General features: G+C 37.9%; 14 protein-coding genes. 7 read left to right on the forward strand and 7 right to left on the reverse strand.

The window, feature by feature from the left end; translation table 11 throughout:
- Window positions 1-55 precede the first annotated feature (55 nt).
- The 4 genes from I215_RS00540 (at window position 56) to I215_RS00555 (ending at window position 2,373) form a co-directional block, all read left to right on the forward strand.
- The gene (locus I215_RS00540) at window positions 56-466 is read left to right on the forward strand and encodes a BrxA/BrxB family bacilliredoxin (RefSeq protein ID WP_008989985.1); all 411 of its coding nucleotides are present in this window, start codon (window positions 56-58) and stop codon (window positions 464-466) included.
- Between the two features lie 64 nt (window positions 467-530).
- Window positions 531-965: an arsenate-mycothiol transferase ArsC gene (locus I215_RS00545; RefSeq protein ID WP_008989986.1), complete on the forward strand. Its 435-nt coding sequence runs from the start codon at window positions 531-533 to the stop codon at window positions 963-965.
- Window positions 966-979: 14 nt separating this feature from the next.
- A complete protein-coding gene (locus I215_RS00550) occupies window positions 980-1,714 on the forward strand; it encodes a lysophospholipid acyltransferase family protein (RefSeq protein ID WP_008989987.1) in 735 nt (244 codons plus the stop codon).
- 2 nt (window positions 1,715-1,716) lie between these two features.
- Window positions 1,717-2,373, forward strand: a complete 657-nt coding sequence (locus tag I215_RS00555) for an HD domain-containing protein (protein WP_008989988.1) — start codon at window positions 1,717-1,719, stop codon at window positions 2,371-2,373.
- Between the two features lie 13 nt (window positions 2,374-2,386).
- Here I215_RS00555 and I215_RS00560 read toward each other — a convergent pair whose 3' ends face one another.
- The 7 genes from I215_RS00560 to I215_RS00590 form a co-directional block, all read right to left on the reverse strand.
- Window positions 2,387-3,163, reverse strand: coding sequence for an enoyl-CoA hydratase/isomerase family protein (locus tag I215_RS00560; protein WP_008989989.1), 777 nt, complete (start codon window positions 3,161-3,163; stop codon window positions 2,387-2,389).
- Between the two features lie 7 nt (window positions 3,164-3,170).
- Complete coding sequence (locus tag I215_RS00565; protein WP_008989990.1) at window positions 3,171-4,610, reverse strand: sensor histidine kinase; 1,440 nt, start codon at window positions 4,608-4,610, stop codon at window positions 3,171-3,173.
- 88 nt (window positions 4,611-4,698) lie between these two features.
- A complete protein-coding gene (locus tag I215_RS00570; RefSeq protein ID WP_008989991.1) occupies window positions 4,699-5,244 on the reverse strand; it encodes a CopD family protein in 546 nt (181 codons plus the stop codon).
- 5 nt (window positions 5,245-5,249) lie between these two features.
- A complete protein-coding gene (locus I215_RS00575; protein ID WP_008989992.1) occupies window positions 5,250-6,608 on the reverse strand; it encodes an MATE family efflux transporter in 1,359 nt (452 codons plus the stop codon).
- A gap of 4 nt (window positions 6,609-6,612) precedes the next feature.
- Window positions 6,613-7,641: a ferrochelatase gene (gene hemH / locus I215_RS00580; RefSeq protein ID WP_008989993.1), complete on the reverse strand. Its 1,029-nt coding sequence runs from the start codon at window positions 7,639-7,641 to the stop codon at window positions 6,613-6,615.
- Between the two features lie 141 nt (window positions 7,642-7,782).
- Window positions 7,783-8,526 (reverse strand): ThuA domain-containing protein, encoded by a 744-nt coding sequence (locus I215_RS00585; protein ID WP_040459680.1) that lies wholly within the window; start codon window positions 8,524-8,526, stop codon window positions 7,783-7,785.
- Between the two features lie 13 nt (window positions 8,527-8,539).
- Window positions 8,540-9,394, reverse strand: coding sequence for an AraC family transcriptional regulator (locus I215_RS00590; protein WP_008989995.1), 855 nt, complete (start codon window positions 9,392-9,394; stop codon window positions 8,540-8,542).
- Between the two features lie 234 nt (window positions 9,395-9,628).
- On the opposite strand from I215_RS00590, the gene hemA reads away from it, so the two are divergent.
- From hemA to I215_RS00605, 3 genes are all read left to right on the forward strand, one after another.
- Window positions 9,629-10,879, forward strand: a complete 1,251-nt coding sequence (hemA, locus tag I215_RS00595) for a glutamyl-tRNA reductase (RefSeq protein ID WP_008989996.1) — start codon at window positions 9,629-9,631, stop codon at window positions 10,877-10,879.
- Window positions 10,876-11,793 (forward strand): hydroxymethylbilane synthase, encoded by a 918-nt coding sequence (hemC, locus tag I215_RS00600; RefSeq protein WP_008989997.1) that lies wholly within the window; start codon window positions 10,876-10,878, stop codon window positions 11,791-11,793. The genes hemA and hemC overlap by 4 nt, the downstream gene beginning before the upstream one ends.
- An 88-nt stretch (window positions 11,794-11,881) precedes the next feature.
- Window positions 11,882-12,532, forward strand: coding sequence for a uroporphyrinogen-III synthase (locus I215_RS00605; protein WP_008989998.1), 651 nt, complete (start codon window positions 11,882-11,884; stop codon window positions 12,530-12,532).
- Window positions 12,533-12,543: the final 11 nt, after the last annotated feature.

Below are 12,543 nucleotides of genomic sequence, written 5' to 3' on the forward strand. Positions count from 1 at the left end.
AATTATCTTTACGACCTATATTTTGAGACAATTTTTAATTTAAAATAAAACAACTATGTACCCAGCGGAATTAGTTAAACCAATGAAAGATGACCTGGTAAACGCAGGTTTTGAAGAGTTATTGACATCGGAGGCTGTCGATCAGGCAATGAAAAAACAGGGCACTACACTTGTAGTAGTAAATTCAGTTTGTGGTTGTGCTGCAGCTAATGCAAGGCCAGGTGCAAAAATGAGCTTGATCAACGGTAAAAAACCTGAAAATCTATATACAGTTTTCGCAGGATTTGATAAAGAAGCTACAGACAAAGCACGATCCTATATGGTTCCTTTCCCTCCTTCTTCACCATGCATGGCGCTTTTTAAAGATGGAGAATTAGTCCATATGTTAGAAAGACATCATATTGAAGGAAGACCAGCAGAGGTAATTGCAGATAATTTAGCTGAAGCGTATAACGACTTTTGCTAAACTCTAATAAGTAACGTTCTAAATCTAACCACGTATTATACGTGGTTTTTTTAATTCAACAATCATGAGCAGTAGAATCTTATTTGTTTGTACAGGGAACTATTACCGAAGCAGATTTGCTGAAATTTTATTCAACACCTTATCCGAAAAGCAGCAACTAAACTACCATGCTTTTTCAAAAGGTTTACGGCTTTCTAAAAACAATAAAGGTCCGATATCTAAACATTGTATTGCCTATTTCAAGGAGCAATACCCTGAGATGACATATGACTTAAGAATGCCTATGCCATTTGACAAAGGGGATTTTGATTATTACCACAAAATAATCCTTATGGATCGCACAGAGCACCATCCGATGATTGAAAAGCTATATCCCAACAAACAACACAAAGTCGAATACTGGGATATTGTTGATGATTATATAAAATCGCCAGAAGAGGTTCTTCCCATACTTGATAATGCAGTTATAGCACTGATAGATGAATTAAAAAACAACTAATATAAAAGTATACCATGAGAAAAATAGTAGCGTATCCACTCTCAGTTATCTATATAGTGTGTTTTGCACTGCTTCTTGTTATTTTCCACCCCATACAGGTAATCTGTCACAAAGTATTTGGCTATAATGCACACATGAGATCTGTTGAAATTCTCAACCTACTGCTCATGCGCAGTCTGCTAATCTTAGGAAACCGAGTTCACTTTAAAAACCCCTATAACATTTCAACAGAAAAGCCGTGTATTATTGTAGCCAACCACCAAAGTATGTATGATATCCCGCCATTGGTTTGGCATATGCGCAAGCACGATCCGAAGTTTATCAGTAAAAAGGAACTCGGTAAAGGCATCCCTAGTGTATCCTATAACCTTCGTCACGGAGGAGCGGCTTTAATAGATCGTAAGGATAAAGAGCAAGCTTTTAAAGAAATTCTAAAACTAGCAAAGAATGCCAGTAAAAGCGGGCGCTCAGTGGTTATCTTTCCAGAGGGCACTCGGTCCAGAAATGGTATGCCTAAAAAATTCCAACAAGGCGGCTTGAAGATCTTACTCAAGAAGATGCCAGAGGCTATACTAGTTCCAGTAAGTATTAACAATTCATGGAAGACACTTCGTTATGGAAAGTTTCCCTTTGGAATTGGCTATAACTTGGAATTCGAAGTTCACCAACCTATCTTAAATAGGGACATGCCCGCTGAAGAACTAATTAATAAATTAGAACAGACAATTTTTGCAGCCGTAAAGTCATAGATATGGACAATACACAAATCACAGAAAAAACCATCACTTTTGTCAAGCATACTCTTAAAGATGCCGAAGGTGGACACGACTGGTTCCATATTCAAAGAGTCTTTAAAAACGCCATGCTAATTGCTAAAGATTACTCCCAGGCATCTCCACTAATAGTAGCATTAGGCGCATTACTTCATGATATTGCAGATTCAAAATTTCACAACGCAGACGAGACTATCGGACCTAAAATGGCTGAAGAGTTTCTCAACTCCTTAGGAGTAGAATCAAAAGTGATTACTCAAGTAATTGCGATCATTAATAACATCTCATTTAAAGGAGGCAATTTTAAACAAAATTACCATTCTTTAGAGCTTGAAATCGTGCAAGATGCCGATCGTCTTGATGCGATAGGCGCTATCGGAATCGCTCGTTGTTTTAATTACGGTGGTTTTAAAAACAGAAAACTCTATGATCCACAGATCGCCCCCAACCTTCACATGACCAAGGAACAGTATAAGAATAGTACAGCTCCAACGATCAATCACTTTTACGAAAAGCTTTTGCTTTTAAAGGAAAGAATGAATACCGAAACTGGCAAAAAGCTTGCCCAGCAACGTCATGATTTTATGGAGTTATACTTAGAGCAGTTTTACGCAGAAATTGATGGTGAACGTTGAGTGAAAAACCTTTTTAATTTCCGGTAAAGTTAGCTTTTCTTTTTTCTAAAAATGCCTGAGTCCCTTCTTTAAAGTCCTGAGTAGCAAAGCAGGCTCCAAAGGTTTCTATTTCTTTAGGATAGCCTTGATCTGAGAAACCAGAGTTAACAGCAGAAATTGCCGCAGCCGCCGCTACAGGAGAATTGTTTAAAATTTTAGTTGCAATTTTTTCACACAAAGGAAGAAGTTGTTCTAAAGCTACCATATGGTTGATAAGTCCCCACATAAGGGCCTGTTCTGTGCCGATCATTCCGGCGGTGAGAATCATCTCTAGTGCTCTTCCTTTTCCAACAAGTTGTGGCAAGCGTTGGGTTCCACCATACCCTGGTATCAATCCGAGAGAAGTTTCTGGTAGCCCCATCCTAGCATTATCACTAGCTACCCTAATATGACACGCCATGGCTAGCTCCAAACCTCCTCCTAGAGCAAAACCATTGATCGCTGCAATAACAGGAGTGCTGAGATTTTCAATTAAATTAAATAACAATTCTTGTCCTTTTGCTGCCAATTGAGACCCCTGGTAAACAGAAAAATCAGCAAATTCTGAGATATCAGCTCCTGCTACAAAAGCTCTATCTCCAGCTCCTGTAACAATAATAACTCTCACTTCGGGGTCCTGATCCAAATCCACAAAGGCTTGGTGCAATTCCTCAATAGTTGCTTTGTTGAGGGCATTTAATTTTTTTGGTCGATTAATAGTTACCGTCCCAATATGTTGATTATGTTCAATAGTGATATTTTCAAAATTCATGCTAAAATCATTTAATTATCGTTTCGTTAGTTTCCTTAAATTTAGGAAAAGTAATTGTAAAAACCGTTCCTCTACCCTGCTCAGAATCCATTTCAAGCTTTCCACGGAAGGCTTCCACAATATTTTTTACCATCCCTAAGCCAAGTCCCATACCACTAGTTTTGGTGGTAAATTTCGGTTCAAAAATCTTTTTATGGTTTTCCTTTGCGATTCCTACTCCGTTATCCTCAACTGTAATTTTAATGTCATCCCCTTGAGTAAAAACTCGTACAGAAATTTTTGGCTGCTTATCCTCTGGAACGGATTGCAAAGCGTTCTTTACCAAATTAGTCATCACACGAATGAGCTGTGTACGATCTAATTTGGCAATAATTTCTTTTTGATCACTACTAAACTTAATGGATTCTTCATTAAAAATTTCAACCGAGAGATGAACAACCTCTACCACGTTAAGCATTTCATTTTGCTGGGCTGGCATATTGGCAAAACTACCAAAAGCAGAAGCGATATTACTCATTGTATCAATTTGCTGAATCATAATTTTGGCAAATTCATCAACCTTTTCATTGACATTAACGTCCTGAGGATCAAATTTTCTTTGAAAACTTTGAACACTTAAACGCATAGGTGTCAGCGGATTCTTGATTTCATGAGCTACTTGTTTGGCCATCTCTCGCCAGGCTTGTTCCCGTTCACTCTTGGCTAGCAGCGCAGCACTTTTATCCAACTCATCGATCATGCCATTATAAGCCTCCACTAAAGCGCCGATTTCTTCACTAGGTTGATCCAGGTATATCTTTTGATTTTGCTTTGTCAGCCGGATCTGATATAGTTTATCCCCAATGGCCTTTAGAGAACGAGTGATATAAGTAGATATCAGATAAGCTAACATCACTGCAATTACTAAAAGTATAACATAAACAGCCGATAGTCGCATTAAAAATTGCCCTAACTCCCCTTCATTAAAGGTGTCGTCCTCGTAATATGGGATGTTTAATACTCCTATTGGCTTGAACTTAGGGTCTAGAATATAACTATAAGAGGAACGGAAACGATCTCCTGCAGCCTTGGTCCTTTCCACATAGCGTTTGGTCAAACTGTTCGCCAGGCCATGAAGTACGCTTTTATCCAAATCCTTAACCCCATTATCATAAGCCATTCTGGGCTTAGAACTAATAAGGAGGTTCCCTTGGAGATCAAAAATATTAAAGTTAATATCCAACACATCAGAGGCTTCAAAAATGGCATTTTTGTACTCTAGTATATACCGTAGATTTTCAGTCTTTACTTCCCATGTTGTATTTTTTAGTATGTAATCTATCTGCGCATTAAGTTGCTCTTCTTTACGCTCTAGGTAGACTCTGTGATAATCTTCTGCCTGTCCTTTATATTGAAATATGGTAACTCCCGCAATCAACACCGATGCGAATACCACAATAAAGATCATTGTAATAAAGATGCGTGTTCGAAGCGATAGTTTATTGTACACCTTAAAATTGATTTTTATTCCTAAATATAACAATAATTAAGCCAGCTTAGCTATTCTTCTCTCGTATTCGTTTATACAAACGAATTCCCAACATCAAGGCAATGGCTAGTAGAAAAATACCAATCACTCCGAAGACCCAATTCAGACTATCCTTTAGGATAACAAGAAAGACCACCGAGAACAAAATAATCGTAGTAACCTCATTCCATATCCGCATAAATTTGGAACTATATTTAACTTGATCGTTTTGAAGCTGCTTAAAGATTTGGTGCGTTTTAAGATGATAAAGTATCAGTATAAAAACAAAAACTAACTTGATGTGCATCCATCCTTGAGTAAGCCATCCAGGGATAATTAGTAGTAGTAAAACTGCAAACAAAACAGCCAGCACCGCAGAAGGCCAGGTGATAATATACCAGAGCCGTTTGGCCATAATTTTAAGTTGATCCCCTAAAATTTCTTTCTCTGGTGAAGGTTTAACATAGGCCTCGATCTGATAGATAAACAAACGAGGAATATAAAATAATCCCGCAAACCAGGTAATAACAAAAATCAGGTGCAGCGCTTTAATATAGTTGTAATATTCAGCCATAAGTTTTATGGTTCTAAGGGTTTGGTCACTAGTTTATGTCGGATTTCTCGATTTAAAAAATAGGCTGTAACCACCGTGGAAAGCACATCCGAGAGTGGAAAAGAAATCCATACGCCTATCTCCCCATAATAGCTGGGTAATATGAGAATTAAAGGTATGAAAAAGATTCCTTGTCGTGTGAGGGTTAATAAAAAAGCAGGCAATGCTTTTCCTACTGCTTGAAAATAAGCCGAACCAATTAGTTGAATAACAACTATGGGAGTGGCGGCAAACACCCATCGCATGGCTTTGGGTGCATCATTTAGTACCGCAGAATCATCAGTAAATACCGATGTAATAGCCCCTGGAAACAACATAATTAACAAGAAAATACAAAAGCCCAGTAACATGGCGTATTTTATGGCTGTGTAAATTGTTTCTTTGACCCTATGATATTTATGCGCCCCATAATTAAATCCTGCAATAGGTAAAAATCCTTGTGTAATACCCAAAACAGGGAATAGTGCAAACATCAACATCCTTCCAATAATAGCATAAACGGTCACAGAAGAGGCACCTCCTAAGTTGTATAATATATTGTTTAATAGTAGATAGGTCACACTAACAATCGCTTGTCTAGCTAGGGTAACACCTCCAAGGGCAGCGATTTCAGAAACCGTATTTCTCCTTAAGGCAAAATCTGTAATTCTAAGTTTTAATTCAGAATTCTTCGATAGAAAATACCAAAGAATATAACCCAGACATAAAACATAAGAAGCTGTGGTTGCCCATCCCGCTCCTAACATCCCATAATCCAAAACATTTATAAAGAGATAATCCAACAAAAGGTTTCCAACAGAGGGAATTATCATGGCAATCATGGCAAATTTAGGTTTACCTTCCGCTCTTATAACTGTGTTGCCCATCATACAAAGAGCCAAAAAAGGAACACCGTATAAAACCACTGTATAATATTCCTTTGCTGGATCAAAAATAGCCCCTTTTCCTCCAAAACTTGGGATAATATCATCTATAAACCAGAGCCCAACAACTACTAACACAACAGTGAGCAGAACCGTTAGGGTAATTTGGTTCCCAAAAGTAATAAGAGCCTTGGAGCGATTATCTGCCCCAAGAGCACGCGAAATAATGGAAGACCCTCCAATACCAATGGCCATCCCGAGAGCAGCGATGAAAAAAGAAACTGGTAACACCACATTAATTGCAGCGATGGCAATAGAACCTATCCAATTCCCAACAAAAATGGTATCCACTAAAATATTCAAGGACATCACCAAAATACCGATGGAGGCTGGAACAGCTTGTTTAACTAGTAAACTACCGATACTCTCCTCCCCCAAAGCTTTCGATGAATTCCCACTCATACTGCTATGCGTTTTGCTCAGCTAATGCCCACTGATCAATCCAACGCCCTAGAACCTTAATCCAATCCTGGTCATCGTTTAAGCACGGAACCACATGAAGTTCCTCTCCGCCATGTGCTATAAAGTCTTCCTTAGCTTGGATCCCAATTTCTTCAAGGGTCTCAATACAATCGGAGACAAAGGCAGGAGTAACTACTGCTAGTTTTTTTATTCCTTGCTCAGGCATTTGGTCAATTGTTTTATTGGTTGCTGGCTTAAGCCAAGGATCAATCCCTAAACGTGACTGAAATGAGGTAGAATAACTTCCAGGTTTTAAGCCAAGATATTCTGCCACCTGTTTGGTGGTCTGATAACATTGATGCCTGTAACAAAACTGGTGAGCAGGTGAAGGCGTTTGACAACAACTACCATCAATTTTACAATGGGATTTAGTAATATCAGATTTACGGATATGTCGCTCTGGGACACCGTGATAGGAGAACAACAAGTGATCCCACTCTCGGGTCTGTAAATAGCGTTGTATCGAATTTGAAAGTACGCGTACATAATCAGGATGGCTATAGAAAGCTGGGATGCTCGTAAATTCCATTTCAGGAAAATGAGCTTGACGTAACTCCTCAGCTAAAACCAATATCGTTTCGGTAGTAGCCATGGCAAACTGTGGATAAAGCGGAATAAGCAACACCTCCGTAACGCCCTGATCCTTTAGCGCTTGAAGGCCAGATTTTATGGCAGGGTTTCCATAGCGCATTGCCAAAGCGCTTGGAATTGAGGTGAACTTATCTACCCCTTCCTTTAAACGCTCGGAAAGTACAATTAAAGGTGAACCTTCATCCCACCATATTTTTTCATAGGCCTCTGCCGACTTTTTAGGTCGAGTGTTAAGTATAATGCCTCTAACTATAAAACTGCGTAACCAATATGGAAAATCAAATACGCGTTCATCCATTAAAAACTCATCCAAATACCGTTTTACATCTTTGGGATCAGTAGAATCTGGTGATCCCAAGTTGATGAATAAAACTCCCTTCATATCTATTTTTCTAAAGAATTCTTTGCAAAAGTACACAATTGCAATTCATAAAAACCGTAGGTCAGCTTAACTTTGAAGATAATACTATTTAAAAAATCGATTGTACTTTTTTAAAATAAAAACTACCCCAATAAAAAGGACTCAATCTCTTTTTAAACAATAATTTATTCCCCCTAAAAGGTGAGCAACAAACAAGGGTTCGCTAAAAGACTCTTTAGTATGTCCACCCCCAGTATAGAAGACTCTTGCTCCCTCGAATTCATGATACCATGCAATAGGGTGGTGTGTTCCATTAGTTCCTCCTTCATAGGTTGATTCATCCAAATTAAGAAGCACCTGTATATCATCACTGATGTTTCTAAAATTATACCACTCATCTATCCGTTGCCACGTAGTGGTAGGAAGCATCTTAGTGGAGGCGTGATCGGAATCTATTACTTGCATTTCAGCTTTTCTAACATTTGGGTTGTTGGGATGCCCCATAAAATAGGCTCCAATCATTCTTCCATACCACGGCCAATTAAACTCAGTATCAGTGGCGGCATGAATCCCCATAAAGCTTCCTCCATTATGCATAAAATCTTGAAGTGCCTTTTGACCAGAAGGACCAAGGACATCATTGGTGGTGGATAAGAACAACACCATTTTATAGTTTTTTAGATTCTCGCTATTAAAGTCCAGAGAATCCTCTGTATGGGTGACTTTGAAATCATTTTGTCGGGCTAATTTTTCGAGCAGAGTGACTCCAGTTTCTATTGATTGGTGACGAAATCCACTAGTTTTAGTAAACACTAGCACCTGATCTTTTGTATTTGACTGAGTTTGCTGAGCGAACCCGACAAAGAAAAAGCATAAAGTAAGAGATAGTAAGAATGTTTTTTCCATAGATAAATTCATTTTAAGTAAGTGCCATTGTGTATTTTTTTGGCGTGGTTCCATATTTCTTTTTAAAAGCTGCAATAAAATGACTTGAGGTACTATAACCGACCTTTAACCCCACTTCATTGACATTCATCGTCCCTGCCTCTAACAGCTTTCTGGCGTAATCCATTTTATAATCGAACAAAAAGCTATAAACAGAATCACCATAAACCTGTTTAAACCCTTCCTTTAGTCGTTTTAAATTAAGTCCAATCTCATCGGCCAATTCTTGAAGCGATGGCGGTTCGGACATTCTTGAAAGTACAATATCTTTAGCCTTGCGTATACGCCGGACATTATCTTCGTCAGCTAAAAATGGACATTGTTCGAAATCAGTATCTTCTGGCTTATTAAAATACAAGGCCAATAATTCATATATTTTTCCTTTTAAATACAACCTTTCTATAGCACTATGCATGTTAAAATTTAGCATCTGGCTAAGGACAACAGACATAGCAGGATTAATCTGCATGGTTCCGTAATACTTCTTATCGATATTTTCTTGATCTAAAAAGTGAATGTAATCCGCCTCATCGGAGAATAAGGCATGGAATTTTTTGATTGGGATGACAATAGATAGTATCCAAGTTTTTGAGTTCACCTCTAAGTTAATTGGTAAATCTCGCTGTGGGTTATACAACAACAATGCCTCGTCTTCTTTGATGTCTATGGCATAATTCCCTTGGTTATAATGAAAAATAGCACGTCCTTTCAAGCAAAAATGAAACTGAATATAATTACTGTCAATTTGCTTGCTAATATGCTGAATATCATTAGATTCATTTTGTGTCTTTAGTACTAAAAACCCTTCTTCAATTCCAATTTCTTGCATAGTCCTTTTCGCGTTACTTTTTAATTTATTTCAGTTCGAATGTCGCGCTTTTTTATTTAGAATCGTTCTAAACTCAAAAAGCCTTCACACTCTACAACCCCTCAAATATAAGGTTATTAAGCAGAAAATAACCCAAAAAAACTATGTATTTCTTAAAACGACACAAAAAGTACTTAGAGCGTTACTTTGTTACTATCTTAAGGTTTACTTTTGTAATCGATTTTCGGAAAGTGAATGGAAGCTTACAATATTTCTAGACATAATACATTTTACGCTATAGGTATCAGTTATAAAAAAGCTGATGCTGCAATTCGAGGTAAATTTAGCCTGAACGAAACAGCCAAGATCGGTTTGCTTACCCAAGCCAAAAATGCTGGGATGGATGGGATAATGGCAACCTCTACTTGTAACAGAACAGAGATCTACGGATTCGCTCAACATCCGTTTCAACTCATTCAATTGCTATGCGATAATTCCAATGGAAGCCTTGAAGATTTTCAGCGTATTGGATTTGTGTATAAAAACAAAGAAGCCATAGACCATCTTTTTAAAGTTGGTACTGGGCTTGATAGTCAAATTCTGGGAGATTTTGAGATCATCAGTCAGATTAAACAAAGTTTCACGATTTCAAAGAAACTCGGACTTACAAACCATTTTTTAGAACGCCTTTGCAACTGTGTTATTCAGGCCAGCAAACGCATTAAAAATGAGACAGAACTTTCATCTGGTGCAACTTCTGTGGCATTTGCTTCAGTGCAATACATCCTGGCTCGAGTACCGGAGATTTCAGAAAAAAATATCTTGCTATTTGGTACAGGTAAAATTGGGAGAAACACCTGTGAAAACATGGTAAAGCATACCAGAAACAATCACATTGTTCTGATCAATAGAACCAAAGATAAGGCTGAGAAGATTGCAGGAAAGTTTAATTTGATTGTCAAAGATTATAGCAACCTTCAAGAAGAAATCAGCCAATGTGATATCCTAATTGTGGCCACAGGGGCTCAAAAACCTACCATAACCAAACAATTAATTCACTCTAAGAAAGAATTATTAATCTTGGACCTCTCTATTCCACAGAATGTGGACCCCAGTGTACAGGAGATGCCAAATGTTACTTTGGTGCATCTGGATCAATTGTCGCAAATGACCAATGAGACACTTAAACGAAGAGAGCAGTTTATCCCCCAGGCTGAAGAAATTATTAAGGAGGTCACCGAGGAGTTCCGCAGTTGGTTGGAAACCAGAAAATTTGCACCCACCATTAAGGCTTTAAAGAAAAAGCTTAACCACATGAGGGATGCAGAGATCGATTTCCAGCGTAAAAAAATTAATGGATTTAACGATCAACAAGCTGAAATTATCAGTGATCGTATTATTCAAAAAATAACTACGCAGTTCGCCAATCACCTAAAAGATAGCTCGGACACCTCAACAGAAAGCATTGAACTTATTAAAAAAGTGTTTCAATTAGAAACCCTATGAGAAAAACTATAAAAATTGGAACTCGCGATAGTGAATTAGCACTATGGCAAGCGAATCGTGTTAAATCATTATTAGAGGCGGATGGTTATCAGACTGAGATAGTTGCTGTAAAATCTCAAGGAGACCTCTTACTCGATAAGCCCATTCATCAATTGGGCATCACAGGCGTTTTCACAAAAACCCTAGACATAGCTATGTTAAACGGAACTGTGGATATCGTTGTACACAGTATGAAAGATGTGCCTACAGAGCTTCCTGATGGTATAGTAAAAGGAGCTGTTTTAAAACGAGCCAATCCTAAGGATTTATTGATTCAAAAAGAAAAATCTAAGTTACTTCCTAAAAAAGCTACCATTGCCACTGGAAGTTTAAGAAGAAAAGCTCAATGGCTTAATAAATACCCTGAACATAAGGTAGCTAACATTCGAGGGAATGTTCAAACACGTTTACAAAAACTGGAAGACAGTCCATGGAATGGAGCCATTTTCGCAGCCGCTGGACTTGAGCGGATCAACCTTCGTCCAGAGACAACCATAGAACTGGATTGGATGATTCCAGCGCCAGCTCAAGGAGCTATGTTGGTGGTCGCATTAGAACATGACGATTACTCCAGAAAAGCACTTGAGGGCTTAAACGATTATCAAACAGATATCTGTACTACAGTGGAGCGCGATTTTTTAAGAACCCTTGAGGGTGGTTGTTCAGCCCCTATCGGAGCCCTAGCTACAATAGACATCGATTACCTAACGCTTGTTGCAGGCTTGTTTTCAATTGATGGAAAACAAAAAGTTACCATCGAGAAAAAGGTATTGATCGAAAACTGTGATGGCTTAGGACATTTAAGCGCTTTAGAGGTTCTAAAACAAGGTGGAGAGGAAATTATGAAAGTGATCAGAAAAGATTTAAAACTCTAAAAACCTTTCAAGGCATCCATCAATTTAGGGATTAAGATTAAGGTGGCTACTATCTTAAAAACGTTAAGCAAAATTCTTAAAAAGTATCATGATAGAAATATTAAGCACAAAAGAACTCCATATTACGCAAAGGAATATTTTACAAGAAGCTGGTATTGTTTGTCATGAACACAACTTTATACAGATTGAACCAATTGACTTTAAGCCTGTCCCAACTATTGAAAATGCCATATTTACATCTCAAAATGCTGTAAGGTCCATTTTGGATAAAAACATACAAATCACCAATTGTTTTTGTGTAGGCGATAAAACAGAAGCGCTTTTAAAGCATCACAATTTTAACGTAGTTGAAAAAGCTTATCAGGCTAGTACATTGGCTAAGAATATTGTGACGAAATACAAAGAGCGTTCCTTTGAGTTGTTCTGTGGAAATCTTCGTCGTGAAGAACTCCCAGCCTTACTTAAAAAACATCAAGTGGAATTGCATGAAACTCAGGTATACCAAACTAAACTTACCTCAAAAAACATGCTTGGAAGCTTTGATGCTATTTTATTCTTCAGCCCAAGTGCTGTGGAAAGCTTTGCCCAAAGAAATTTATTTGACAACACCATTGTCTTTTGTTTAGGTAAGACCACAGAGGCTGAAGTAAGAAAGCATACCAATAATCTCATTACTGCAAACAGAACGACCATAGAAAATGTTCTAGTTCAGGTAATTAAACATTTTAATGGACTTTAAAAGTATACTAT

It is taken from the genome of Galbibacter marinus (assembly GCF_000300875.1).
Classification (GTDB): Bacteria; Bacteroidota; Bacteroidia; order Flavobacteriales; family Flavobacteriaceae; genus Galbibacter; species Galbibacter marinus.

What these genes read in the sequence shown, in the direction of transcription:
- I215_RS00570 (WP_008989991.1), bottom strand. Translation starts at nt 5,244, where the DNA reads ATGGCTGAATATTACAACTATATTAAAGCGCTGCACCTGATTTTTGTT.
- I215_RS00550 (WP_008989987.1), top strand. Translation starts at nt 980, where the DNA reads ATGAGAAAAATAGTAGCGTATCCACTCTCAGTTATCTATATAGTGTGT.
- I215_RS00585 (WP_040459680.1), bottom strand. Translation starts at nt 8,526, where the DNA reads ATGGAAAAAACATTCTTACTATCTCTTACTTTATGCTTTTTCTTTGTC.
- I215_RS00590 (WP_008989995.1), bottom strand. Translation starts at nt 9,394, where the DNA reads ATGCAAGAAATTGGAATTGAAGAAGGGTTTTTAGTACTAAAGACACAA.
- hemC (WP_008989997.1), top strand. Translation starts at nt 10,876, where the DNA reads ATGAGAAAAACTATAAAAATTGGAACTCGCGATAGTGAATTAGCACTA.
- I215_RS00575 (WP_008989992.1), bottom strand. Translation starts at nt 6,608, where the DNA reads ATGAGTGGGAATTCATCGAAAGCTTTGGGGGAGGAGAGTATCGGTAGT.
- hemA (WP_008989996.1), top strand. Translation starts at nt 9,629, where the DNA reads ATGGAAGCTTACAATATTTCTAGACATAATACATTTTACGCTATAGGT.
- I215_RS00545 (WP_008989986.1), top strand. Translation starts at nt 531, where the DNA reads ATGAGCAGTAGAATCTTATTTGTTTGTACAGGGAACTATTACCGAAGC.
- I215_RS00605 (WP_008989998.1), top strand. Translation starts at nt 11,882, where the DNA reads ATGATAGAAATATTAAGCACAAAAGAACTCCATATTACGCAAAGGAAT.
- I215_RS00555 (WP_008989988.1), top strand. Translation starts at nt 1,717, where the DNA reads ATGGACAATACACAAATCACAGAAAAAACCATCACTTTTGTCAAGCAT.
- I215_RS00540 (WP_008989985.1), top strand. Translation starts at nt 56, where the DNA reads ATGTACCCAGCGGAATTAGTTAAACCAATGAAAGATGACCTGGTAAAC.
- hemH (WP_008989993.1), bottom strand. Translation starts at nt 7,641, where the DNA reads ATGAAGGGAGTTTTATTCATCAACTTGGGATCACCAGATTCTACTGAT.
- I215_RS00565 (WP_008989990.1), bottom strand. Translation starts at nt 4,610, where the DNA reads ATGATCTTTATTGTGGTATTCGCATCGGTGTTGATTGCGGGAGTTACC.
- I215_RS00560 (WP_008989989.1), bottom strand. Translation starts at nt 3,163, where the DNA reads ATGAATTTTGAAAATATCACTATTGAACATAATCAACATATTGGGACG.